Genomic DNA, 23,949 nt, shown 5'->3' with positions numbered 1-23,949 from the left:
CCAGCTATCCGTGTCATAGCCAAATTCTCAGGTGCCTGCGCGGATGGCTTGGTAGCTTAGGCTGCCGCTGTTCAAGGCATCTGAGAAAACGCCAATTAATGAGGCTCACGCTATGACCACTTCCAACCCCATTCGCCGACTCAACGCTGCTGATCCGGATTTCGCCCGACATCTGGATCATCTGTTGAGCTGGGAAAGTGTGTCTGACGATTCGGTCAATCAGCGTGTGCTGGACATCATCAAAAACGTGCGCGAGCGCGGCGATGCGGCGGTGGTTGAGTACACCCAGCGTTTCGATGGGCTGAACGTCGCCTCGATGGCTGAGCTCATCCTGCCCCGCGAGCGTCTGGAACTGGCGCTGACCCGCATCACTGCCGCTCAGCGTCAGGCACTGGAAAAGGCCGCCGATCGCGTGCGCAGTTACCATGAGCGGCAGAAGCAGGACTCGTGGAGCTACACCGAAGCCGACGGCACGGTGCTGGGCCAGAAGGTCACGCCGCTTGATCGGGCTGGGCTTTATGTGCCCGGAGGCAAGGCCTCTTATCCGTCGTCGGTGCTGATGAACGCGATCCCGGCCAAAGTCGCTGGGGTAGGCGAGGTGGTTATGGTCGTGCCGACTCCGCGCGGCGAGCTGAACGAACTGGTGCTGGCGGCTGCCTGCATTGCTGGCGTCGACCGGGTGTTCACCATCGGTGGCGCGCAGGCAGTCGCGGCGCTGGCCTATGGCACGCAAAGCGTGCCGCAGGTCGACAAGGTTGTCGGCCCAGGCAACATTTATGTGGCCACGGCCAAGCGTCACGTGTTCGGTCAGGTCGGTATCGATATGATCGCCGGTCCTTCGGAGATTCTTGTCGTGTGCGATGGCCAGACCGATCCGGACTGGATTGCGATGGACCTGTTTTCCCAGGCCGAGCACGATGAAGACGCCCAAGCGATCCTGGTCAGTCCGGATGCCGAATTCCTCGATAGCGTCGCCAACAGCATCGCCCGGCTGATGCCGACCATGGAACGCGCCGAGATCATCAACACCTCGATCAACGGCCGCGGCGCCCTCATCAAGGTGGCTGATATGAGTCAGGCCATCGAAGTCGCCAATCGAATCGCGCCCGAGCACCTGGAATTGTCGGTGGCAGATCCTGAGGTATGGCTGCCACAGATTCGCCACGCCGGCGCCATTTTCATGGGGCGTCACACGTCTGAAGCACTGGGCGACTACTGCGCAGGGCCGAACCACGTGCTGCCAACATCCGGCACCGCACGTTTCTCCTCGCCGCTGGGCGTTTACGATTTCCAGAAACGCTCTTCGATCATCTTCTGCTCGGAGCAGGGCGCATCGGAACTGGGCAAGACCGCCTCGGTACTGGCACGTGGCGAGTCGCTGACGGCTCATGCACGCAGTGCCGAGTATCGGATCGTCGATAACCAACAAGAAGGCAAGTGAGCATGAGCAAATTCTGGAGTCCCTTTGTCCGTGACCTCGTGCCTTACGTGCCGGGCGAACAACCCAAGTTGACCAAGCTGGTGAAGCTGAACACCAACGAAAACCCCTATGGCCCTTCGCCAAAGGCCATTGAAGCGATGCGCGCCGCGATCGGCGACGATCTACGGTTGTATCCTGATCCAAATGGTGACCTGCTCAAACAATCCGTAGCTCGCTATTACGGTGTAGACACCAACCGTGTGTTCGTCGGCAACGGTTCCGATGAGGTGCTGGCGCACGCCTATCACGCGTTTTTCCTGCAGGAAAAACCGCTGCTGTTCCCGGACATCAGCTACAGCTTCTACCCGGTGTATTGCGGACTGTACGGCGTTGAATACCAAGCCGTGCCACTGGATGAGCAGTTCCAGATTCGCGTCGAGGATTACGCCCGTCCAAACGGTGGCATCATCTTCCCGAACCCCAACGCCCCGACCGGTTGCCTGATGGCGCTGGACGCGGTGGAGCAAATCCTCAAGGCGAACCCGAATTCAGTGGTGATTGTGGACGAGGCTTACATCGATTTTGGTGGTCAGAGCGCGATTGGCCTGGTGGATCGCTATCCGAACCTGCTGGTGACGCAGACCTTGTCCAAGTCGCGCTCACTGGCTGGCCTGCGCGTGGGGCTGGCGGTGGGGCATCCCGATCTGATCGAGGCCCTTGAGCGAGTGAAGAATAGCTTCAACTCTTACCCGCTGGATCGCATGGCTATTGTAGGCGCGGCTGCTGCATTCGACGATCGCGAGCATTTCCAGAACACTTGCAACCTGATCATCGCCAGCCGGGAAAAACTGGTTGAGCAATTGCAGGGTAAAGGCTTCGAGGTGCTGCCTTCGGCGGCTAACTTTATCTTCGCCCGCCACCCCAAACATGACGCCGCCGGCCTTGCGGCTAAGGTGCGTGAGCAGGGCGTGATTGTGCGTCACTTCAAACAGGAACGCATCGCCCAATTCCTGCGCATCACCATTGGCACGCCTGAGCAAAATCTGGCGCTGCTGGAGGCGTTGGGGGAGTTGTAACTGAACGCATCCACTCAGGAAACCGCCTTGATCGGCGGTTTTTTTATGGCATGCAACAACCTCGAACTGCGCACCCTGGCTCTGTAGCTGTCCGGCCGGAGCTATTACAGGAGGTGTCGACCTATTTCAATTTTCAGGCGCGGGCGCGGGCGCCGTCGCTGGCGCGGCTGCTGGCGTCTGCGGCGGACGCAGGCCAACTTCGGCCGTCAGCTTCAGTTCTTTGCCATTGCGCATCACCTGAATCGCGATCTTTTCCGAGGGTTTGGTACGTGCAACCTGGTTCATCGACTTGCGACCGTCGCCGGCAGGTTCGCCGTTGATGCTCAAAATCACGTCGCCCAGTTGCAGGCCGGCTTTTTGTGCGGGGCCGTCGCGGAAGATACCGGCAACCACGATGCCAGGGCGATCCTTCAAACCAAAGGATTCAGCCAGCTCCTCGGTCAGGGGCTGCACTTCGATGCCCAGCCAGCCACGAATCACCTGACCATGCTCGATGATCGATTTCATCACTTCCAGCGCCAGCTTGGTCGGAATCGCGAAACCGATGCCCTGGGATCCTCCGGACTTGGAAAAAATTGCGGTGTTGATGCCGGTCAGGTTGCCATTGGCATCCACCAGCGCGCCGCCCGAGTTGCCCGGGTTGATTGCCGCGTCGGTCTGAATGAAATCTTCGTAGGTATTGAGCCCCAGCTGGTTGCGGCCTGTGGCACTGATGATGCCCATGGTGACCGTCTGGCCAACACCAAACGGGTTGCCGATAGCCAGCGCGACGTCGCCGATACGAATACTGTCAGAGCTGCCCAAGGTAATGGAGGGCAGGTTTTTCAGATCGATTTTCAGCACGGCAAGGTCGGTTTCCGGATCGCTGCCGATGACACGCGCGACGGTTTCACGACCGTCCTTCAATGCCACGACAATCTGATCGGCACCGGAAGTCACGTGGTTGTTGGTCAGCAGGTAGCCTTCCGGGCTCATGATGACCGCCGAACCCAGACTCGACTCCATGCGGCGCTGCTTGGGCAGGTTGTCACCGAAGAAACGACGGAATTGAGGGTCCTCGAACAACGGATGGTTCGGTTTGTTGTTGACCATCTTGGTCGTGTACAGGTTGGCCACCGCAGGCGCCGCGCTGCTGACGGCGTCGGCATAGGACACCGGGCCTTGCTGGATAAGGGTCGTCTGCGGCGCCTGTTGCAGGTTGACGTCCTGGCTCGGCAGACCGACCCACTGCGGATAGCGCTGAATAACCAATAAAGCGATAAGCACACCAGCGAGCAACGGCCAGCCGAGAAAACGCAGCGCTTTGAACATTTATAGAGTCCTGAGGTGAACGCGCAGGGTTCGAGGCTTGTCTGCGCCATAATGGCGGGCATTATACGAGGACCGGCACGGTCTGAGATGCCTATTTAGGAGACTTTTATGGCTGTTTCTCTGAGCACTCTGGTCGAAGAAGCCGACCGCTATCTGGGCAGCGCCCGGGTTCAGGATTATTGCCCCAACGGTCTGCAGGTCGAGGGACGCCCACAGGTGCGCCGAATCGTTTCCGGGGTGACGGCCAGTCAGGCCCTGCTGGACGCGGCGGTCGATGCCGATGCCGATCTGATTCTGGTGCACCACGGCTACTTCTGGAAGGGCGAGAACCCGTGTATCACTGGGATGAAGCAGCGTCGTCTGAAAACCTTGCTCAAGCACGATATCAGCCTGTTGGCCTATCACCTGCCGCTGGATCAGCATCCGGAAGTGGGCAATAACGTGCAGCTGGCACGGCAACTCGAGATCACCGTTGAAGGCCCGCTCGACCCGGACAATGGGCGCGTCGTGGGGCTGGTCGGGTCACTGTCCGAGCCGGTAACCCCACGCGATTTTGCTCATCGGGTGCAAAGTGCCCTCGGTCGTGAGCCATTGCTGATAGAAGGCGCCGCAATGATCCGGCGTGTGGGTTGGTGCACGGGGGGCGGGCAGGGGTACATCGATCAAGCGGTGCTGGCTGGCGTCGATCTGTACCTCAGTGGTGAAGCTTCCGAGCAGACTTTTCACAGCGCTCGCGAAAATGACATCAGCTTTATCGCCGCCGGGCATCATGCGACTGAGCGCTATGGCGTGCAGGCGCTGGGAGACTACCTCGCAAGACGCTTCGCGCTGGAGCATCTGTTTATCGACTGCCCGAATCCCATCTGACTGGCGCATCCTTCAACCAAATCGGGGGCTATAACCTTAGATCGTTTCGATCTATGGGCGTCACTGATTAGAATCGGGCCCCATGATAAAGTGCCTCGCTCGACAAAGCCCGCAGGCTTTCCACACAAGTACGTTATCCCGTGAGTAACCATGGTCGACAAATTGACGCATCTGAAACAGTTGGAGGCGGAGAGCATCCATATCATCCGCGAGGTCGCCGCCGAGTTCGACAACCCGGTGATGCTGTACTCGATTGGCAAGGACTCTGCCGTGATGCTGCATCTTGCGCGCAAGGCATTCTTCCCGGGCAAGTTGCCGTTTCCGGTGATGCACGTCGATACCCAGTGGAAATTTCAGGAGATGTACCGTTTCCGCGACAAGATGGTCGAGGAACTGGGTCTTGAGCTGATCACCCACGTCAACCCGGAAGGTGTGGCGCAGGGCATCAACCCGTTCACCCATGGCAGTTCCAAGCACACCGACATCATGAAAACCCAGGGCTTGAAGCAGGCCCTGGACAAGCATGGCTTCGATGCCGCCTTCGGTGGTGCCCGACGCGATGAAGAAAAGTCTCGCGCCAAAGAGCGCGTTTACTCGTTCCGCGACAGCAAGCATCGCTGGGACCCGAAGAACCAGCGTCCAGAGCTGTGGAACGTGTACAACGGCAACGTCAACAAAGGCGAGTCGATCCGCGTATTCCCGCTCTCCAACTGGACCGAGCTGGACATCTGGCAGTATATCTACCTTGAAGGCATACCGATCGTCCCGCTGTACTTCGCCGCCGAGCGCGAAGTCATCGAGAAGAACGGCACCCTGATCATGATCGACGACGATCGTATCCTGGAGCACCTCAGCGATGAGGAAAAAGCCCGGATCGTCAAAAAGAAAGTGCGTTTCCGTACCCTTGGCTGCTACCCGTTGACGGGCGCCGTCGAGTCTGAGGCCGAAACCCTGACGGACATCATTCAGGAAATGCTCCTGACCCGAACGTCCGAACGCCAGGGCCGCGTCATCGACCACGATGGCGCAGGTTCCATGGAAGACAAGAAACGCCAGGGCTACTTCTAATTTCAGGGTCTCCTCATGTCGCACCAATCTGATTTGATCAGCGAGGACATCCTCGCTTACCTGGGCCAGCACGAACGCAAGGAAATGCTGCGTTTCCTGACCTGCGGCAACGTCGACGACGGCAAGAGCACGCTGATCGGCCGTCTGCTGCACGACTCCAAAATGATCTACGAAGATCATCTGGAAGCCATCACTCGTGACTCCAAGAAGTCAGGTACCACCGGCGATGACGTCGACCTGGCGCTGCTGGTGGATGGCCTGCAGGCCGAGCGCGAGCAGGGCATCACCATCGATGTCGCCTATCGTTATTTCTCCACGGCCAAGCGTAAGTTCATCATTGCCGACACCCCCGGCCATGAGCAGTACACCCGTAACATGGCCACCGGTGCTTCCACCTGTGACCTGGCGATCATTCTGGTCGATGCCCGATACGGTGTGCAGACCCAGACGCGTCGCCACAGCTATATCGCATCGTTGCTGGGCATCAAGCACATCGTGGTCGCCATCAACAAGATGGACCTTAATGGTTTTGACGAGAAAATTTTCGAGCAGATCAAAGCTGACTACCTGCAGTTCGCCGATCGTATCTCCCTGAAGCCGAGCACCATGGAATTCGTCCCGATGTCGGCGCTCAAGGGCGACAATGTGGTGAACAAGAGCGAGCGCTCGCCCTGGTATACCGGCAAGTCGCTGATGGAAATCCTCGAAACCGTCGAGATCGCCAGCGACCGCAACTTTGACGACCTGCGTTTCCCGGTGCAGTACGTCAACCGTCCGAACCTGAACTTCCGCGGCTTCGCCGGTACGCTGGCCAGCGGCATCGTGCGCAAGGGCGATGACATCGTGGTTCTGCCGTCGGGCAAGACCAGCCGGGTGAAATCCATCGTCACGTTCGAGGGCGAGTTGGAGCACGCAGGCCCAGGCCAGGCCGTTACCCTGACCATGGAAGACGAAATCGACATTTCCCGTGGCGACCTGCTGGTGCATGCCGACAACGTGCCGCAGGTGACCGATGCCTTCGATGCCATGCTGGTGTGGATGGCCGAAGAGCCGATGCTGCCGGGCAAGAAATACGACATCAAACGTGCCACCTCTTACGTGCCGGGTTCGATTGCCAGCATCACCCATCGGGTCGATGTGAACACACTGCAAGAAGGTCCTGCCAGTGCGTTGCAACTGAACGAAATCGGCCGCGTGAAGATCAGCCTCGACGCACCGATCGCCCTGGACGGTTACGACAGCAATCGCACCACCGGCGCATTCATCGTGATCGACCGCTTGACCAACGGGACTGTCGCCGCCGGCATGATCATCGCCAAACCGGTCGTTGCCGGTGCAGGCAATCACCATGGCGCACTGGCGCACGTCTCGGTCGAAGAGCGCGCTCAGCGTTTCGGTCAGAAGCCAGCCACGGTCCTTTTCAGCGGTTTGTCCGGCGCTGGCAAAAGCACCCTGGCCTATGCCATCGAGCGCAAGCTGTTCGACATGGGCCGCGCGGTGTATGTGCTGGACGGCCAGAACCTGCGTCACGACCTGAACAAAGGCTTGCCGCAGGATCGCGCCGGGCGCACCGAGAACTGGCGTCGCGCCGCGCACGTGGCGCGTCAGTTCAACGAGGCAGGGCTGTTGACCCTGGCGGCATTCGTCGCGCCGGACGCGGCTGGCCGTTCCAACGCCAAGGCGCTTATCGGTGATGAGCGCTTGATTACGGTCTACGTGCAGGCCTCGCCTCAGGTTTGCCGTGAACGCGATCCACAAGGCCTCTACGCTGCGGATAAGGACAACATACCGGGTGAATCCTTCCCGTATGACGTTCCGCTGGATGCCGATCTGGTGATCGATACCCAATCGCTGAGCGTGGAAGACAGCGTCAAGCAAGTGCTGGATCTGCTGCGGGCTCGTGGTGCGATCTAAACGTCGTGCGCACTACAGGAAGCCCGCCAGTGATGGCGGGTTTTTTGTTTCGTGGCCGCAGCCATCGTCAACGGCAAGCGCTCACGGTTTATCGTGCCAAGCTGAAGGGTGAACGCCCTTCGCAACGCCTGTCGAACGTATGCTTGTCGCACAACGCTGCCCAGCGGGACGAATGCTCCTGTTGTTCAGTGAGATAGCAATCCTCGGTGCAGCTTGGGGAAATGCAGCCCGTCAGCGCAACGCAGGCTGCAAGTGTCTTGATGATGTGCATGATCCCTCCGACAATTCGCCGCAGAGCATAGGTCGCGCGAAATGAACCCGTAACCGGCTACTTCCGCGAGTGGCGTAATACTTTTCCGAGCCTCACAAAAAAGCCCGCCCCTGATTACCTCAGGGGCGGGCTTTTTCATGAATCATCCTACCTGTTCAAGCCGTACTGCTCATCGAGCATGCCTGGCTTGTCAGGCGCTTTGGGGGCGTAGTCGCGAGGGGGTTCGGCAACGGTACGCGGCGGCGTCAGGCGGTCGCGAGGCGGTTGCAGGGCGTCAGGGTGCAGCGCGGCGAGCAGGCGCTGGCGGGTGATATCGTCGGTGGCCAGCCGGTTGGCGCCTTCGGCGAGGTGTTCCTGCACGTCTTGATAGCTTTGGGACAGCTTCTGCACCAGATTAGCCGTGCTGTTGAAGTGGGTGACGACTTCATTCTGATACGTGTCGAAACGCTCCTGAATATCATCCAGCTGGCGCTGAGTGCTGTTAGGCGCGGCGTGGGGCAGCGCACGCGCCACGAAGAAACCGATGGCGACACCAACGATCAGGGCGATAGTCGGCAGCAACCAAACTAAGAGCGAGTAATCCACGAGTCCTTCCTCTATAAACGGCTTTGCTTTACGTTAACGGCTCGAACCTGCGCTGTATAGCGGCGACGCGTCGTCGATATGCCAGCCACAGACAATCAGCTAGACGAGTCGACCCATTTGAAGGTCACGGAGTTCATTCTTGCTCATGCGTGAAGCCCCTGTATTCATCGACGGCCCCGTGGGCCAACTGCAAGCCTTGTACCTTGACCTGGAAGGGGCCAAGGGCGTGGCACTGATCTGCCATCCTAACCCGGTTCAGGGCGGCACGATGCTCAATAAGGTCATCTCGACCCTGCAACGCACAGCGCGGGACGCCGGATACATTACGTTGCGTTTCAATTATCGAGGCGTGGGCGAAAGCGCTGGCAGCTCGGACATGGGGCAGGGCGAAGTCGATGATGCCGAAGCTGCCGCAGCCTGGTTGCGCGGAAAACATCCCCAGCTGCCGCTGACGCTGTTTGGCTTTTCTTTCGGCGGTTTTGTCGCTGCAACGTTGGGCGGGCGTCTCGAAGTCAAGGGCGAAACGCTCAGTCACTTGTTCATGGTCGCGCCTGCGGTCATGCGTATCACCGACCCGAGCGCGCTGCCGCAGAAGGGGCCCTTGACCCTGATTCAGCCGGAAACCGACGAAGTGGTCGACCCGCAAGTCGTCTATGCCTGGTCGGACGCACTCTCGCGCCCCCATGAGCTGCTGAAAGTGGCAGAATGCGGACACTTTTTCCACGGCAAGCTGACCGACCTCAAGGATCTGGTCCTGCCGCGCCTTTCGAACTGATTGCAGCACCCAGCATAAGCGACCCGCCATGACCACTCGTATCCTGACCGGTATCACCACCACCGGCACGCCCCACCTGGGCAACTACGCCGGTGCCATTCGCCCGGCGATCGTCGCCAGCCGCCAAAGCGATGCCGACTCGTTCTACTTCCTGGCCGATTACCACGCGTTGATCAAGTGTGATGACCCTCTGCGCATTCAGCGCTCGCGTCTGGAAATTGCCGCAACCTGGCTGGCAGCCGGTCTGGACGTCGACCGGGTGACCTTCTACCGCCAGTCCGACATCCCGGAGATTCCGGAGCTGACCTGGCTGCTGACCTGTGTTGCCGGTAAAGGCTTGCTCAACCGCGCCCACGCTTACAAAGCGTCGGTGGACAAGAACGTCGAAGCGGGCGAGGACCCGGATGCAGGCATCACCATGGGGCTTTTCAGCTATCCGGTACTAATGGCCGCTGACATTCTGATGTTCAACGCGCATCAGGTGCCTGTGGGTCGTGACCAAATTCAGCACGTGGAAATGGCGCGCGACATCGGCCAGCGGTTCAATCACCTGTTCGGCAATGGCAAGGAATTCTTTGTCATGCCTGAAGCGTTGATTGAAGAGAGCGTCGCGACGTTGCCGGGCCTGGATGGCCGCAAGATGTCGAAGAGCTACGACAACACCATTGCGCTGTTCAGCAGCGCCAAGGAGATGAAAGATGCGATCTCGCGCATCGTCACCGACTCGCGTTTGCCAGGCGAAGCCAAGGATCCTGACAACTCGCACCTGTTCACCCTGTATCAGGCTTTCGCCAACAAAGAGCAGAGTGATGCATTCCGTGCCGACCTGCTGCAAGGACTGGGTTGGGGCGATGCCAAGCAGCGCCTGTTCCAGTTACTCGATGGCGATTTGGGCGAAGCCCGCGAGAATTACCATCGTCTGATCGAGCGTCCGGGCGATCTGGAAGACATCCTGCAGACCGGCGCGCAGAAAGCCCGGCGCATCGCCACGCCTTTCCTGGGCGAGTTGCGCGAAGCAGTTGGTCTGCGTTCGTTTCGTACCACCACTCAAGCCCTTGTCACGACTAAGAAAAAAGCCAGCAAAGGCGCGCGCTTCGTCAGCTTCCGTGAAGACGACGGCAGTTTCCGTTTCCGCCTGTTGGCCGCCGATGGTGAGCAGTTGCTGTTATCGCGCAACTTTGCCGATGGCAAGGCCGCCGGTGCGGTGACCAAGCAGCTGCAGCAAGGTGCCGAGCTGGACATTCGAACAGAAGGCGAGGCCTTCAGCGTATGGCTGGAAGGCTCCTGCGTCGCCGATAGCCCTGCCTTCGCCGATGCCGCTGCCCGCGACGCAGCGGTCCAGAGCCTGAAACTGGCCTTGGCGCCACAACAGGATTAATTGCCATTCCAACGGGCCGTCGCTACAGTGACGGCCCGTTTTTGCTCCTTAGCCAGCGAATATGACGCCCTTAGAAAGTTATCAGAACGACCTGAAAAAACCCGAGTTCTTCCACGATGCCGCCCAGGAAAACGCGGTGCGTCATCTGCAGCGTCTGTACGACGATCTGGTCGCCGCTCACGAGAGCAAGCCGGGCCTGTTCGGCAAGCTGTTCGGCAAGAAAGACGCCACAGTGGTCAAAGGCCTGTATTTCTGGGGCGGCGTAGGCCGGGGCAAAACCTATCTGGTCGACACCTTCTTCGAAGCGTTGCCGTTCGAAGACAAGATGCGCACGCACTTCCACCGTTTCATGAAGCGTGTGCACGAAGAGATGAAGAATCTCAAGGGCGAGAAGAACCCGCTGACGCTGATCGCCAAGCAGTTCGCTGGGGAAGCTCGTGTGATCTGTTTCGACGAGTTCTTCGTGTCCGACATCACCGACGCCATGATCCTTGGCACGCTGATGGAAGAGCTGTTCAAGAACGGCGTGACCCTGGTAGCAACGTCGAACATAGTACCGGACGGTCTGTACAAAGACGGCCTGCAGCGTGCTCGTTTCCTGCCGGCCATTGCGCTGATCAAGCAGAACACTGACATTGTCAACGTCGACAGCGGCGTCGATTATCGTCTGCGTCATCTGGAACAGGCTGAATTGTTCCACTTTCCGCTCAACGAAGCTGCGCAGGAGAGCATGCGCAAGAGCTTCCGCGCCCTGACGCCTGAGTGCACCAAAGCGGTTGAAAATGACGTATTGATCATTGAGAACCGTCAGATCAAAGCGCTGCGTACCTGTGACGACGTGGCCTGGTTTGATTTCCGCGAACTGTGCGACGGCCCGCGCAGCCAGAACGACTACATCGAACTCGGCAAGATTTTCCACGCCGTGCTGCTCAGCGGCGTCGAGCAGATGAGCGTGACCACTGACGACATCGCTCGGCGTTTCATCAACATGGTTGACGAATTCTACGACCGCAACGTCAAGCTGATTATCTCGGCCGAGGTCGAGCTGAAGGATTTGTACACCGGAGGCCGTCTTAACTTTGAGTTCCAGCGTACCTTGAGTCGTCTGCTGGAGATGCAGTCCCACGAATTCCTTTCGCGCGCGCACAAGCCCTGATAGCCCGCTGCCTTTTGTAGTCGTGCGGCTCGCCAGCGGTAGCGATCTTTCGGCAGCCAGTGTCGGCAAGCTGTTCTGCTACTGAAGTCGTCGAGCGCTGCCGAGCCGCTAACGTTTTACAAAAAAGACCCTGCCTGGCTGCAGGGCCTTTTTATGCGCAACAAGGTCGTAGCTATGTAGCGCACAACCGTTCTGAAGAGCGCGTAGGCGCTTCAGGCCGCTTGTTGGAATTGCTGGCGGTACTGATTCGGCGACAGTTCAGTGTGTTGCCGGAACAGCCGCGCAAAAAAACTGGCGTCATCGTAGCCCACTTCGTAACTGATGGTCTTGATGCTTTTACGCGAGCCTGACAGCAAGCCCTTGGCGGTTTCGATGCGTAGGCGTTGCAGGTAATGAAGCGGCTTGTCACCGGTGGCGGTCTGGAAGCGGCGCATGAAATTTCGAATGCTCATCCCATGCTCCCTGGCCACATCTTCGAAGCGGAATTTATCGGCGAAATGCTCTTCGAGCCAGTGCTGGATCTGCAGGATGATCACATCCTGATGCAGTTTTTGCCCGCCAAACCCAATACGTCCCGGCGCGTAACTGCGCTGCACCTCGTAGAGAATGTCGCGGGCGACGGTCTGCGCCACATTGGCTCCGCAAAAGCGCTCGATCAGATAGATGTACAGATCGCACGCCGAAATGGTGCCACCTGCGCAATACAGGTTGTCGGCGTCGGTCAAATGCTTTTCCTGATTGAGCAACACGTTGGGGAAGCGCTCGCCGAACTCGTTGAAAAAGCGCCAATAAGTCGTGGCCTCCTTGCCATCGAGCAGCCCGGCCTCGGCCAGCCAGAACACGCCGCTGGCCTCACCGCACAGCACTGCACCCTGCGCATGTTGCTCGCGCAGCCAGGGAAGAATTTGTGGATAGCGCCCGCGCAACGTGTCGAAGTTGTCGACGAAAGCGGGAAGGATGATGATGTCCGCGCTTTCCAGTGCGCCGTCTACCGGCAGCACCACTTCACTGAAGCTGCGCACCGGCTGGCCATCCGGGCTGACCAAGCGGGTTTCGAAGGCAGCTTTGAGACCCTGGCCCAGCTGTTTGCCATAACGCAGGCTGGCCAGATGGAAGAAGTCCTTGGCCTGGGTAAGATTGGAAGCAAAGATCCCGTCGATCGCGAGGATGCTCACGCGCCGCAACGGCACGGTTTGTTGGATAGACATAATCTGTTGTTCTTATATGGGAAAGTGGTCAAGGAACGGCGTGATCGTCTTATTTTTTGTCGGAGGTGTCCAGTGTCGTCGTAAGGCCGCTCAGAATACGCTCTGCCTGCAATCGCGTCTGACATTCCTCCACGCCCAGATGTCCCATGCTCCCCAGAACCCTTTTCAGTTCCGAGCACGAGCTTTTCCGCGCCAGCGTCCGCAAATTTCTTGAGCAGCTACCCGATTGCTCGGGCGTGGGCAGCTGCTCGGGTGCAGCGGATTTATGCCGGGACCAACGAAATCATGAAGGAGATTATTGCCCGGGCTTTGTAACGTCTCGCTGAGGCTGCCGCATATCCACACATACTGTGTTCAGTCCGGCTTGCAGCGGTAGCGCTTTGGGCTCGCTACTGCAGGCAGACCGGACTGCTACAGAGATGGAACGGGCGCTTGATCGCAGCCAGCGTCCGCCATGGGTTATGGCGCGGGATTTGGCTGGTCCTTGTGAATCGCCTCGATCCCCGCCAGCACTTCTTCCGACAGCACCAGTTCGGCGCTGGCCAGGTTGCTTTCCAACTGCTCCAGCGTGGTCGCACCAATGATGTTGCTGGTCACGAACGCACGCCCTGTTACGAACGCCAGGGCCATTTGGGCCGGGTCCAGACCGTGCTCACGGGCCAGGGCAACATACCGGGCGCACGCAGCTTCCGATTGCGGATTGAAGTAGCGGGTGAAGCGACTGTACAGGCTCAGACGGCCTTTCGCCGGCCGTGCGCCATCGGCATATTTGCCTGAGAGCAAGCCGAAGGCCATCGGCGAATAAGCCAGAAGACCGCATTGTTCACGGATGGCAACTTCTGCCAGGCCCACTTCGAAACTGCGGTTGAGCAGGTTGTACGGATTCTGGATCGACACCGGGCGTACCAGGCCGTGGGCACCGGATTCGGCCAGATACTTCATGGTGCCCCACGGCGTTTCATTGGACAGACCGACATGGCGGATCTTGCCCGCCTTGACCTGCTCGTCCAGCGCCTGAAGGGTTTCCAGCAACGGTGTGAATTGCTCGTCGCTGTGGCTATAGCCCAATTTGCCGAAAAAGTTGGTGTTGCGTTCCGGCCAGTGCAGTTGGTAGAGGTCAAGGTAGTCGGTCTGCAGGCGCTTGAGGCTGGCGTCCAGGGCGGCAACGATATGGTCGCGATTGAATGTCAACTGACCATCGCGAATGTAATCGATCCCGTTGCCGGGGCCTGCGATCTTGCTGGCCAGAATCCAGTCGGCGCGATCGCCGTTCCTCCTGAACCAGTTGCCGATGATGGTTTCCGTGCTGGCGTAGGTTTCTTTCTTGGGCGGCACCGGATACATCTCGGCGGTGTCGATGAAATTGATGCCCACCGCTTTCGCCCGTTCGATCTGGGCGAAGGCCTGGGACTCGCTGTTTTGCTCGCCCCAGGTCATCGTGCCGAGGCAGATTGCACTGACATTGAGGTCGGTTCTACCCAGTTTGCGATAGTCCATCTGGCGCTCCTTTTGAAAACAGCCATAAAAGCAGGTTGAAATTTTTTTCGCAATCTGCATAATTCCGCGTCTCTTTGTCATGGGAGTGATGCCCCGCGACGCAAGACACCGCTGCGATCGAACGCGCTGACCCGAGCCCCCTATAGCGTTCGTGCCCGGCGGCCTTTGACTTGTCAAAGACCGTACTAATGAGTATGCTCCGCCGTCTATTTTTCAGGGCGGCCTTTGAGGCTATAAAGAATGAAAACTTTTACCGCTAAACCGGAAACAGTAAAGCGCGATTGGTATGTCGTCGACGCTGCTGGCCAGACTCTGGGTCGTCTGGCCACTGAGATCGCGAGCCGTCTGCGTGGCAAGCACAAACCGGAATACACTCCGCACGTCGACACTGGCGACTACATCGTCGTGATCAACGCTGAGCAGATCCGCGTTACTGGCGCCAAGACCACCGACAAGATCTACTACTCTCACTCCGGTTTCCCGGGCGGGATCAAGTCGATCAACTTTGAAAAGCTGATCGCCAAAGCTCCTGAGCGCGTGATCGAGACCGCGGTCAAAGGCATGCTGCCTAAGAACCCGCTGGGTCGCGACATGTATCGTAAGCTGAAAGTCTATGCGGGCGCTGCACACCCTCATACTGCTCAGCAGCCCCAAGAACTGAAGTTTTAACGGAATAGTTCATTATGTCGGCGACTCAAAATTACGGCACTGGCCGTCGCAAGACCGCAACCGCTCGCGTTTTCCTGCGTCCAGGTACCGGTAACATCTCCATCAACAACCGCTCGCTGGACTCGTTCTTCGGTCGCGAAACTGCCCGCATGGTAGTTCGTCAGCCGCTGGAACTGACCGAGACTGTTGAAAAATTCGACATCTACGTCACCGTTATCGGCGGTGGTGTGAGTGGTCAAGCTGGCGCAATCCGCCACGGTATCACCCGCGCTCTGATGTCCTACGACGAAACGCTGCGTAGCGCTCTGCGCAAGGCAGGCTACGTCACTCGCGATGCTCGCGAAGTTGAACGTAAGAAAGTTGGTCTGCGTAAAGCGCGTAAGCGTCCGCAGTACTCGAAGCGTTAATTCGCTTTCGTTCAAAAGAACGCCCAGTTTCCATGGAACTGGGCGTTTTTTTATGGGCGTCTGTTGAGAAGCGACGAACCCGGTGCAAGCGGAGCGGGGCGGTACAGCCTGCGAAGCGAAAGATTGCAGAATCTGCATCGCGTAAATGAGCTATCTTGTCGCCCCCGGCGAACACCCGCTGTTTGTGGATGGCGGATGCGCCTCCAGGGCGCGTTCGTTTTTTGTGCTTTCGAAATTTTAACAAGCGAGGAGGACCGCCATGGGCGTGACCAATCGGTTGGCCTGTTACTCCGACCCCGCCGACCACTATTCCCATCGCGTACGCATCGTGCTCGCCGAGAAAAGTGTCAGCGCCGAGATCATCGATGTTGTGGAAGGCCGTCATCCGGCCAGATTGATCGAGGTAAACCCGTACGGCAGCGTACCTACGCTGGTCGATCGAGATCTGGCGTTGTACGAGTCGACGGTGGTGATGGAATATCTGGATGAGCGTTATCCGCATCCGCCGCTGCTGCCGGTGTACCCCGTAGCCCGAGCCAACAGTCGCCTGCTGATCCACCGGATCCAGCGTGACTGGTGCGCTCTGGTGGATGTGATTCTGGATGCGCGCAGCAAAGAAGCTGTTCGCGTTCAGGCGCGCAAGGAGTTGCGCGAAAGTCTGACCGGCGTCTCGCCCCTGTTCGCGGAAAAGCCTTTTTTCCTCAGTGACGAGCAAAGTCTGGTCGACTGCTGTCTATTGCCCATACTCTGGCGCCTGCCGGTTCTGGGTATCGAATTGCCGCGGCCTGCCAAGCCGCTGCTTGATTATATGGAGCGCCAGTTTGCGCGTGAGGCGTTCCAGGCAAGTCTGTCTGCTGCCGAACGCGACATGCGCTAAGGCCTAAGGAACCCTTCGATGAACTCCAGTCGCCCCTATTTGATCCGCGCTCTTTATGAATGGATCGTGGATAACGATTGCACTCCGCACATTCTGGTCAACGCCGAATACCCGGCGGTGCAAGTCCCCCAAGGTTTCGCCAACGACGGCCAGATCGTCCTTAACATCTCGCCAAGCGCCGTGCGCCACCTGCATATGGACAATGACGCCGTGAGCTTTGAAGGCCGCTTTGGCGGCGTTCCGCACAGCCTCTACGTGCCGATTGCTGCAATCATGGGTATCTATGCCCGTGAGAACGGCCAGGGGATGGTATTTGATCTGGAGCCCGCTGCGGATGAAGACGAAGATCTGGAGGTGGACGACGATCTGCCGCCCGACGACGAACCGCCCCGTCCAAGCGGCCGGCCGAGTCTGAAAGTGGTCAAGTAATGACTGCGCTCTAATGTAAAGGCGATTACGGGGACTAATGCCAGTCAGCTCAGTTGGCTGGCATTAGTCTTTCTGAAGGCATATTTGTCGGTCTTGAACGTGACAGAGCGGGGATATTCCTGCGCTTCTCGACGATGCGGCCATACGGAATGTGGAGCTGAGTCATGTGGTTGCGCCAAGTGTTTGGAGAGATTTCCAGGCCGGTCAGCGACACTCTGTTGATAAACCCTCATGTGGCCCATGTGCAGGCGGTAAAGCTCATTTCGCACGGGTACACGCCGAGACAGTGGAGGCTCACTCTACCCTCTAATAACGACGCATCGGGTTGTAGCGAGCAATACTTCTTAGAGCTGCTGCTTGACCCTTTCGGGCGTCTTCCCACCAAGGGTATGGCTGCTACCGAGCAGCGTCTGCCTCATTTCTCGAAAGCCAACTTCGATCTCCCGGCGCCGGCGGTATAGCACGATGATTGCTCACCCGAAAAAGTATCTGAAATTCTTATTTCTCACCGCTGCTTGGGCATCTCTCTCCGCCGTTTCCTTTCCTGTGAAGTAACAATGTTTCGAAAAATCCGGATGTATTTCAGGACGCTTCTTACATCATTTTTTTTGCCGCTTTGTTAGCTTGCTCGAAAATTTGAGCTCGTCCAAGCCAGGCATTGCTTGGGTTCTGTGACTTATCTTCACTCTACGCTTAAGGATAAGCCTATGTTTGCGCCAGCCAATGCTGCGCACTTCACCTTATTGGTCCCTACTGTTCGCAACGACTTCAAGGTACTGGCCTTTGAGGGTACCGAAGCCATCAGCAGCTTGTATGCGATCGTGGTTGAACTGGTCAGCGAATACCCGGATCTCGATTTGGAGAGTGTGCTCAGCCAGCCCGCTTTTCTCCGGTTTGGCCTCGCGGGCGAAGGTATTCATGGGCGTATAGAAGATGTATTCGTGGGTGAAGCGGGCAACCGCCTGACACGTTATCGTTTGACCCTTGTGCCTGCTCTGCACTATTTGCAGTTCAGTCAAGACCAACGGATTTTCCAGCACCTGACGGTGCCGCAAATCATTGCCCAGGTCCTCAATGGGCATGGCATCCAGGCCGACGCCTTTACCTTTAATGTCAGTACCAGTCCAGAGCGCGAATACTGCACCCAGTACGGGGAGAGCGACTTTGAGTTCATCCAGCGGTTGTGCAGTGAGGACGGGATTTCCTGGCACCACCAGCACAGCCCGGATGGCCACCATCTGGTATTCAGCGACGATCAGACCTACTTCCCCACGCTGGGAGACACACCGTACCAGCAAGACTCGGCAATGGTGGCGGATCACCCAGTCGTCAGGCGGTTCTCCATGCGGGTCAACACCCGAACCAGCACAACCACGCGCCGGGGCTACGATCTGGATCGGCCAAGCCTGTTGCGCGAAAGCAAATATACCGCCGAGTTCAGTCCTGCACTTGAAGACTACTGCTACCCGGTGGCGATCAAAAATGAAAAGCTCGGCAATCAACTCGCCCGGCAGGCTTTGGAGCGGCACCGCCGCGACTACCTGCTGGCTGAGGGTCAAAGCGACCAGTCGATGTTGCGCAGCGGGCATTTCTTCAACCTGACTGATCACCCGCGCCGGTCATGCAACGATTTGTGGCTGCTACTTAGCGTCAAGCATTCGGGAAAACAACCTCAAGTGCTGGAGGAGGCGATTCCCAGCAACGCCGAGCCTCAGGACGGTTTCACCCAAGGATACCGCAACACCTTCAGCGCCATCCCGTGGGATGTGTTCTATCGCCCGCCGCTGGTCATGCGTAAGACGGTATTGGTCAGCCAAACGGCCCGCGTCACCGGTCCGGCAGGGGAGGAAATCTTTTGCGATGAGTACGGGCGGGTCAAGGTCGAGTTCCATTGGGACCGCGCCGAGTTGGGCAGCGACAAGAGCAGTTGCTGGTTACGCGTGTCATCCAGCTGGGCGGGAGATGGTTTTGGCGCGGTAACTGTTCCGCGTATCGGCATGGAAGTGGTGGTGACCTACCTGGAGGGTAATCCCGATCACCCATTGATTACCGGGTGCGTGCCCAACAAGGTCACGCCAGTGCCGTATCCCTTGCCCGAGCACAAGACCAAAACCGTGTTACGTACCCACAGTTCACCCGCCAGCGGGGGCTACAACGAACTGTCGATCGAAGATCGTGCGGGGCAAGAAGTGATCTACGTGCGGGCTCAGCGCGACATGGAGCAGAAGGTCGAGAACGACAGTCGGCTGCAAGTAGGTAACGAACGGCGGGAAACCATCAAGGGCAACAGCATTGCGGTACTGGAAGGCGAAGATCAGCGAACCGTCACCGCCGACCGCAAGGTAGACCTCAAATCCAACGACTACCTGCAGGTCGCTCAAAGCAGTCACACCCGTGTCGGCCGAACACTGGTCGCCGAGGCGGGCGACCAAGTGCACCTTCAGGCAGGGGCCAATGTGGTTATCCACGGCGGAGCCAGTATCACGTTGAGGGGCGGTGGCGAGCACTTGGTGATTGGCCCTGGTGGAATTTTCAGTAGTACGGACATTCAGGTTGGCGGTGCGCCTGCTGCAGGAACTGCCGCCGCTCCTGTGTTGCCCGGCATGCTTGCAGCGCTATCAGCGCCAGCTGCACTGCCGCTTCCTGGCGTGTCTTTGTATCGGGAACAAGTGGTCGCGGGGGCTCTGCTACCCGTGTCGGGCTGCCAACTCGACGCGTCAGGCCATTGTCCGATCCACCAGCCGGATAACGCCGCATGATCAATTCTATCGTTTCCCCCTTTCAGGAGCCTGCCGCTGCGGGCGTGTTGTGCGTGATTCTGGACGGTAGTTTCGAGCCGGACCTACAGGTCCGAGTCGAGGAGATCATCTGCTATGGCGCCGGACGGTGTACCCCGCTCTTCGACGGTACCCGCTATGTCGGTTTGCAAGCTGCAGGGCCTTTCGTGTTGCTGTGCCCGGCACCAGACACATTGATGCAGTACGCCAGCACGTTACTCGAACAGGCCGATGCGGGCTGTGTTGCTTATCTGCAAGATGAGCAGTCCTTTGAACGAGCCGTCCAGCATTGGCGCAGCCTGCTAACCGTCAGCACCGATCAAAATCCGGCTCAACTGATGCGTTTTTTCGAGCCGCGCTGGCTGGAGCCGCTGGTGAAGAGCCTCAATGAACCAGAACTGCTGCAGTTCATGGGGCCAGTCACCGATCTGGCCTGGCGCAACCAGCTGGGCTGGCGTCATCTGCCTAATCCCCGACCGGACCCGAACGCCGAGATACAGAAGTCCGGCTGGCTGCACCTCAGCCAAGAGCGCCAAGCCCTGATGGATCAGCATCGTTTGAAAGTGCTGGCCTCAGGGCTTGCTCTGGATTACCGAGCGGCATTGGCGATGCCTGAACCAGTGGAGTTCGTCTATCGGCAACTGCTCGCGGCCCGGCAAGCCGGATATCTGCAGCTGGCCGATCAGGAGCGCTGGCTGCGGTTGGCACTGAGGCAGGGCGAAAGCTTCTGGAATTGCTCGCCCGGTACCGAATTACTGGCCCGTGATGACTTGAGCCTTGACGACAAGCTTATCGAGCTAGAGCGTCTCTGAATAACAAGGACGATGATGGATGAATAGCACCTACACCGTTAAGAGCGGCGACACGCTGGGCAAAATTGCCCAACGATATGGGGCAAAAACGGCTGAGATTCAAGCGCTGAACCCGATCATCAATGACCCTAATCACATCAGGCCCGGTTTGCAGTTAAAGCTCCCCGAAGCCGCGTCCGAGCCGTCGCTGCCGCCAGCGATGCATGGGGACAGCGTTACTTCCACCGCGCTGAAGGGGCAATCCGAATGTGATGAAGAGCTGGTCGATGTGGCCCATATCCCTGGTGAGCCGCATTTTTACGTGCTGACCGATAAACAGTCCAAGGCATTGAAGCAGGAGATCAGCGCTGTTCAGACACTGATGGATGAGTTGCACCAAAATCTGGCGAGCGCCTTGCCTATCACCCAGTGCAACAAGACTCAGGATCCCAGCGCCGCTTGCGCGTGTGCCGGCTGTGTCAAAAAGGCCTGGGCGGCCAAAGCTGAAGGCGCCGGTTTGCTGGTCCGTGACACCAGGCCTGAGGCAATCAAAGTCGCACCATTGACCGCCGATGAGGATATACAGGGGCAAATGGCGGCTTTGCAGCAGGCGCGTGACTGGTATAAGGATTACCGGCCCAGTGCTTTTGGTGCAACGCAATTCGAAGCCAACTGGAAGTTGCTGCAGAAAAGGAAAGTCCTGGCGCTGGATCAGGAAATCGCCGAGCTGCGCACCCAACTGGCAGCCCAAAAAACAGCCGAATCCGCCGACAGTTCAACCAGTGCCAGCAATGCCGCCCCTGACTTGAAACATGGCAAGGGGCTTGGCATTGAAAGCCAGCTTGGCAAACAGACAAAAACCGGCTTCACAGTGGTTGAAATCTACCTGTTTAGCGACCCGAGCCGGCGTCATTACATCTCGATCCCCTATCGCACTACCACCACCTGGAACGTCCGCGTCCCGACCCGCATCATGGCTGGCAAACCATTCGACGGGCAACTGGCCGCCGAGCTGATCAAGGATATCAAAGGCGCAATCGGCGAAGCTCGCAAGGCCGGTCCCCTGGGCAATCTGGAACTCAAAATAAGTAGCTGGGCCAGTCAACAGGACAACCTGCTCAACACACTGCATCAGGAAGTGGCCTGGGCCTCAAGTCAGAGCGATGCATCACGCTTTGCAGTCTCCGCCGAAGCGCACGCGTTGCGTTTCGCGGCGAGTGCCAGTGCCGGGGTCAATAACTGGAACCCTAGGCAAGGCCATATCGAAGTGGGCGTCAAAGGTAGCGCGGCGCTCTCTTTGTCCGAAGCGTCGGTTTCTCTGAAGTTGCATTTTCCCGACCAGGGCGGGCGCGTCGCCAACATGGCCTACCGCAATGCTTTGGGTAAGGAAGTGGTTCGCCCGATGGGCGTGTTCCGCTTGAGCGGCAAGCTGGAGCTGTCGTGCTTTGGCGGAGCCAAGGCGCAGGGCGAGGCAGGGGTTAAAATGCAATACAAGCCCTCTGAAATGCCGGCAGGCGCCACTGCGCTGCTGGGCACCCCGACCATGGAAGTCGGTCCCAGTGGCAATATTGGCGTCAAATGCGAAGCCTTCGCCGGCGCGCAAGCCGGGGGCGCCCTGAGTGGCGCTTTTGAATGGGTTGAGCCTGATAAGCAAGGTTTGGGGGAGCCGGTGGTCGGTCAGGCGAATACCCGCAGCAGCTGGGTGAAGCTAGCTGAAATCCAGGTTGAGGGTAATGTAGCTACAGGTATTGGTGGTAGTGGTGAGTTTGGTATCGAGATTGCGAAGGGACGATTGGCTTTTAACTGTAGAGGATCACTGGTACTGGGCCCTGGCGCCGGTGGTGGATTCGGCACGGTGGTAAACCTTGAACAGGTCGGGAAGCTGACCTTGCTGTTTTGTAATGCCTTGGCTGATATGGATTACAGGCACCTGTTGGGAGTGACAAAAGATGCTTTTAGCTACATGGCATCAGGGCTGTATCAGGTGGCGACCACTCCGGTAAAAGTGGTCCGTGAAGCATTTGAAGAAAGCTTTTTTGATCTGAGCTCGTGGTGGGATGCCAGGAAAGCCACGAGGGCCGAGGCTCAAGCGCTGGCCGACTATTTAAACGCACACGAGCACGATAAAGTCATGCGGATTCGGCACCAGGACGTTCCACTAAGCCTGCTACCGCCTGAAACCATTGGTCCCATGGTCTACCTGCTGACTGAGGGGGTTGTCGCCAAGGGTGTTGGCTACTTCAATGAAAAGCAAGAGAAGGCCTTGGTGATTCTTCTTTCGGAGGTGCGTCGCTGGCGGCAATTTATCGAAGTACTGGAGCATTGCTCCATCGACGCAAGAAAGGTCAATGCCATGCAAAGCCTTGAGCGGATCAACGCCGTGCTCAGCGGTTATGAACAGGATGAGTTCAATCGGTATATTGACAACCTCGCTGTCCACCAAACGTCCGATAGCTCATTCAGATTGGTCTGGACACCCAGCAATGCGTGGCGCAAGGAGAGAGTGCTGGTGGCCGCGCAGCGCAGTGGCCGGTTTGAGGGGTTGGTCTAAACGCGGAGCGAGTAATGAGAGCAAGGTAACCGTGCCCTCGATGTTTTAACTCTAAAGTGGCTGGTCGGATTGAATGGCACAGCGGAAGCTATAACCTGGGACGTGCCGTTTTCTGACCGGCACTTCTTGCCACCGCCTTACGGTACTTGCGGAGAGCAATGGGCCTTCACCATACCCAGAGCCTCTAAGCACCCGATGTGTACCTGTCTCGGGGCCGGTGGGATTTTCAACCGGTGAATGACGGTAATAATCTTTGTCGTACCAGTCATTGACCCAGTCCACCGCATTTCCTGACAGATTGTAAATTCCCAAGGGGTTGGGCGCGTAACTATCGACCGCAAACGTGAGGTCTGTATTACGCGCTGGGCCCCCAAAATTGCGGCCATAGTTCAAACTTCCATTATCAGTAGGGTACGCCACATATTGACCCCGATTGCGCGCTGCATACTCCCATTGGGCTTCTGTGGGCAGATCCACCGCGTAGCCACTGAGCTCCCCCAGCCAACTGCAGTAGTCCTTGGCTTCTTGCCAGCTTTTAGTTGGCGCAGGCAAGTTGGGCGCGAAGAGAACTTCTTTAAGTTCTTCTCGGTCGCGATTTTCTTTATTCAACAAGGGTTTGCCTTCAGCAATAAAGAACACATCAAAATCTCCCAGCATCGTCTGGTATTTTGATAGAGAGTAGCTGCTCAGCTTAACGGGATGAACGAAGTCATCATCACCGTCCATGCTAATTCTACCCATGCGTTCAGGCTCAACCCCGCATGGCCAGTCGCACATGTTGGCGGGGTCATCGTCGTACGGCCAACCAAAATCCCCCATCTGGAATTCGCCGCCTTCGACAAAGACCATATTGTCCAGCGATCGCACGACGGTATTGAGCACTTTGCCGCGAAAATCGGCAGAGAGTTTCGGGTATTTCTGC

At 58.0% G+C, this 23,949-nt stretch carries 20 protein-coding genes and 1 pseudogene; 16 read left to right on the top strand and 5 right to left on the bottom strand.

Annotated features, from left to right (window positions below; genetic code table 11):
- Positions 1-112: 112 nt before the first annotated feature.
- Positions 113-1,441, top strand: a complete 1,329-nt coding sequence (hisD, locus tag B3I26_RS17075) for a histidinol dehydrogenase (RefSeq protein ID WP_296259280.1) — start codon at positions 113-115, stop codon at positions 1,439-1,441.
- A gap of 2 nt (positions 1,442-1,443) precedes the next feature.
- Positions 1,444-2,496 (top strand): histidinol-phosphate transaminase, encoded by a 1,053-nt coding sequence (gene hisC / locus B3I26_RS17070; RefSeq protein ID WP_296259278.1) that lies wholly within the window; start codon positions 1,444-1,446, stop codon positions 2,494-2,496.
- A gap of 126 nt (positions 2,497-2,622) precedes the next feature.
- Here the strand turns inward: hisC and algW are convergent, their stop codons facing one another.
- A complete protein-coding gene (gene algW / locus B3I26_RS17065; protein ID WP_296259277.1) occupies positions 2,623-3,807 on the bottom strand; it encodes a Do family serine endopeptidase AlgW in 1,185 nt (394 codons plus the stop codon).
- Positions 3,808-3,915: 108 nt separating this feature from the next.
- Here algW and B3I26_RS17060 point away from each other — a divergent pair, with 108 nt between their 5' ends.
- The 3 genes from B3I26_RS17060 (at position 3,916) to cysN (ending at position 7,656) form a co-directional block, all read left to right on the top strand.
- On the top strand, positions 3,916-4,674 hold the full coding sequence (locus B3I26_RS17060; RefSeq protein ID WP_296259274.1) for a Nif3-like dinuclear metal center hexameric protein: 759 nt from the start codon (positions 3,916-3,918) through the stop codon (positions 4,672-4,674).
- A 150-nt stretch (positions 4,675-4,824) separates the two neighbouring features.
- Positions 4,825-5,742: a sulfate adenylyltransferase subunit CysD gene (gene cysD, locus B3I26_RS17055; RefSeq protein WP_296259272.1), complete on the top strand. Its 918-nt coding sequence runs from the start codon at positions 4,825-4,827 to the stop codon at positions 5,740-5,742.
- Between the two features lie 15 nt (positions 5,743-5,757).
- Positions 5,758-7,656 (top strand): sulfate adenylyltransferase subunit CysN, encoded by a 1,899-nt coding sequence (gene cysN / locus B3I26_RS17050; protein WP_296259271.1) that lies wholly within the window; start codon positions 5,758-5,760, stop codon positions 7,654-7,656.
- A gap of 418 nt (positions 7,657-8,074) precedes the next feature.
- Here cysN and B3I26_RS17045 read toward each other — a convergent pair whose 3' ends face one another.
- Positions 8,075-8,512, bottom strand: a complete 438-nt coding sequence (locus tag B3I26_RS17045) for a YhcB family protein (protein WP_296259268.1) — start codon at positions 8,510-8,512, stop codon at positions 8,075-8,077.
- A 145-nt stretch (positions 8,513-8,657) separates the two neighbouring features.
- On the opposite strand from B3I26_RS17045, the gene B3I26_RS17040 reads away from it, so the two are divergent.
- From B3I26_RS17040 to zapE, 3 genes are all read left to right on the top strand, one after another.
- Complete coding sequence (locus B3I26_RS17040) at positions 8,658-9,287, top strand: alpha/beta hydrolase (RefSeq protein WP_296259267.1); 630 nt, start codon at positions 8,658-8,660, stop codon at positions 9,285-9,287.
- Between the two features lie 28 nt (positions 9,288-9,315).
- Positions 9,316-10,665 (top strand): tryptophan--tRNA ligase, encoded by a 1,350-nt coding sequence (locus tag B3I26_RS17035; RefSeq protein ID WP_296259266.1) that lies wholly within the window; start codon positions 9,316-9,318, stop codon positions 10,663-10,665.
- A gap of 61 nt (positions 10,666-10,726) precedes the next feature.
- Entirely contained in the window at positions 10,727-11,821 is a 1,095-nt protein-coding gene (zapE, locus tag B3I26_RS17030; RefSeq protein ID WP_296259264.1) for a cell division protein ZapE, read from the top strand.
- Between the two features lie 212 nt (positions 11,822-12,033).
- On the opposite strand, the gene B3I26_RS17025 is transcribed toward zapE, so the two are convergent.
- A complete protein-coding gene (locus B3I26_RS17025; protein ID WP_296259502.1) occupies positions 12,034-12,930 on the bottom strand; it encodes a GlxA family transcriptional regulator in 897 nt (298 codons plus the stop codon).
- A 306-nt stretch (positions 12,931-13,236) separates the two neighbouring features.
- Between B3I26_RS17025 and B3I26_RS17020 the strand changes: the two are divergent.
- Positions 13,237-13,344 (top strand): annotated as a pseudogene (locus B3I26_RS17020) (acyl-CoA dehydrogenase family protein); the annotation flags it as partial.
- A 144-nt stretch (positions 13,345-13,488) separates the two neighbouring features.
- On the opposite strand, the gene B3I26_RS17015 reads toward B3I26_RS17020, so the two are convergent.
- Positions 13,489-14,526: an NADP(H)-dependent aldo-keto reductase gene (locus tag B3I26_RS17015; RefSeq protein ID WP_296259262.1), complete on the bottom strand. Its 1,038-nt coding sequence runs from the start codon at positions 14,524-14,526 to the stop codon at positions 13,489-13,491.
- Between the two features lie 240 nt (positions 14,527-14,766).
- Here B3I26_RS17015 and rplM point away from each other — a divergent pair, with 240 nt between their 5' ends.
- The 7 genes from rplM (at position 14,767) to B3I26_RS16980 (ending at position 23,027) form a co-directional block, all read left to right on the top strand.
- Positions 14,767-15,195 (top strand): 50S ribosomal protein L13, encoded by a 429-nt coding sequence (rplM, locus tag B3I26_RS17010; protein WP_133749624.1) that lies wholly within the window; start codon positions 14,767-14,769, stop codon positions 15,193-15,195.
- Positions 15,196-15,209: 14 nt separating this feature from the next.
- The gene (gene rpsI, locus B3I26_RS17005; RefSeq protein ID WP_296259259.1) at positions 15,210-15,602 is read left to right on the top strand and encodes a 30S ribosomal protein S9; all 393 of its coding nucleotides are present in this window, start codon (positions 15,210-15,212) and stop codon (positions 15,600-15,602) included.
- A 259-nt stretch (positions 15,603-15,861) separates the two neighbouring features.
- Positions 15,862-16,479: a glutathione S-transferase N-terminal domain-containing protein gene (locus tag B3I26_RS17000; protein ID WP_296259258.1), complete on the top strand. Its 618-nt coding sequence runs from the start codon at positions 15,862-15,864 to the stop codon at positions 16,477-16,479.
- Positions 16,480-16,497: 18 nt separating this feature from the next.
- On the top strand, positions 16,498-16,908 hold the full coding sequence (locus B3I26_RS16995) for a ClpXP protease specificity-enhancing factor (protein ID WP_296259257.1): 411 nt from the start codon (positions 16,498-16,500) through the stop codon (positions 16,906-16,908).
- A 707-nt stretch (positions 16,909-17,615) separates the two neighbouring features.
- Positions 17,616-19,667 (top strand): type VI secretion system tip protein VgrG, encoded by a 2,052-nt coding sequence (locus B3I26_RS16990; protein ID WP_296259256.1) that lies wholly within the window; start codon positions 17,616-17,618, stop codon positions 19,665-19,667.
- A complete protein-coding gene (locus B3I26_RS16985; RefSeq protein WP_296259254.1) occupies positions 19,664-20,497 on the top strand; it encodes a DUF4123 domain-containing protein in 834 nt (277 codons plus the stop codon). Before B3I26_RS16990 ends, B3I26_RS16985 begins: the two co-directional genes overlap by 4 nt.
- A gap of 19 nt (positions 20,498-20,516) precedes the next feature.
- A complete protein-coding gene (locus B3I26_RS16980) occupies positions 20,517-23,027 on the top strand; it encodes a LysM peptidoglycan-binding domain-containing protein (RefSeq protein WP_296259253.1) in 2,511 nt (836 codons plus the stop codon).
- Between the two features lie 51 nt (positions 23,028-23,078).
- On the opposite strand, the gene B3I26_RS16975 is transcribed toward B3I26_RS16980, so the two are convergent.
- Positions 23,079-23,949, bottom strand: an 871-nt coding sequence (locus B3I26_RS16975; RefSeq protein ID WP_296259251.1) for a formylglycine-generating enzyme family protein, incomplete at its 5' end; no start/stop codon positions are given.

This window comes from Pseudomonas sp. UBA5706, from assembly GCF_002419965.1.
GTDB lineage: Bacteria > Pseudomonadota > Gammaproteobacteria > Pseudomonadales > Pseudomonadaceae > Aquipseudomonas.
The sequence above is the reverse complement of the archived record's forward strand: the minus strand, read 5'-3'. Positions and strand labels throughout refer to the sequence as shown.

Coding starts and splice junctions, on each gene's coding strand:
- hisD (WP_296259280.1), top strand. CDS start 113: ATGACCACTTCCAACCCCATTCGCCGACTCAACGCTGCTGATCCGGAT.
- hisC (WP_296259278.1), top strand. CDS start 1,444: ATGAGCAAATTCTGGAGTCCCTTTGTCCGTGACCTCGTGCCTTACGTG.
- algW (WP_296259277.1), bottom strand. CDS start 3,807: ATGTTCAAAGCGCTGCGTTTTCTCGGCTGGCCGTTGCTCGCTGGTGTG.
- B3I26_RS17060 (WP_296259274.1), top strand. CDS start 3,916: ATGGCTGTTTCTCTGAGCACTCTGGTCGAAGAAGCCGACCGCTATCTG.
- cysD (WP_296259272.1), top strand. CDS start 4,825: ATGGTCGACAAATTGACGCATCTGAAACAGTTGGAGGCGGAGAGCATC.
- cysN (WP_296259271.1), top strand. CDS start 5,758: ATGTCGCACCAATCTGATTTGATCAGCGAGGACATCCTCGCTTACCTG.
- B3I26_RS17040 (WP_296259267.1), top strand. CDS start 8,658: ATGCGTGAAGCCCCTGTATTCATCGACGGCCCCGTGGGCCAACTGCAA.
- B3I26_RS17035 (WP_296259266.1), top strand. CDS start 9,316: ATGACCACTCGTATCCTGACCGGTATCACCACCACCGGCACGCCCCAC.
- zapE (WP_296259264.1), top strand. CDS start 10,727: ATGACGCCCTTAGAAAGTTATCAGAACGACCTGAAAAAACCCGAGTTC.
- B3I26_RS17015 (WP_296259262.1), bottom strand. CDS start 14,526: ATGGACTATCGCAAACTGGGTAGAACCGACCTCAATGTCAGTGCAATC.
- rplM (WP_133749624.1), top strand. CDS start 14,767: ATGAAAACTTTTACCGCTAAACCGGAAACAGTAAAGCGCGATTGGTAT.
- rpsI (WP_296259259.1), top strand. CDS start 15,210: ATGTCGGCGACTCAAAATTACGGCACTGGCCGTCGCAAGACCGCAACC.
- B3I26_RS17000 (WP_296259258.1), top strand. CDS start 15,862: ATGGGCGTGACCAATCGGTTGGCCTGTTACTCCGACCCCGCCGACCAC.
- B3I26_RS16995 (WP_296259257.1), top strand. CDS start 16,498: ATGAACTCCAGTCGCCCCTATTTGATCCGCGCTCTTTATGAATGGATC.
- B3I26_RS16990 (WP_296259256.1), top strand. CDS start 17,616: ATGTTTGCGCCAGCCAATGCTGCGCACTTCACCTTATTGGTCCCTACT.
- B3I26_RS16985 (WP_296259254.1), top strand. CDS start 19,664: ATGATCAATTCTATCGTTTCCCCCTTTCAGGAGCCTGCCGCTGCGGGC.
- B3I26_RS16980 (WP_296259253.1), top strand. CDS start 20,517: ATGAATAGCACCTACACCGTTAAGAGCGGCGACACGCTGGGCAAAATT.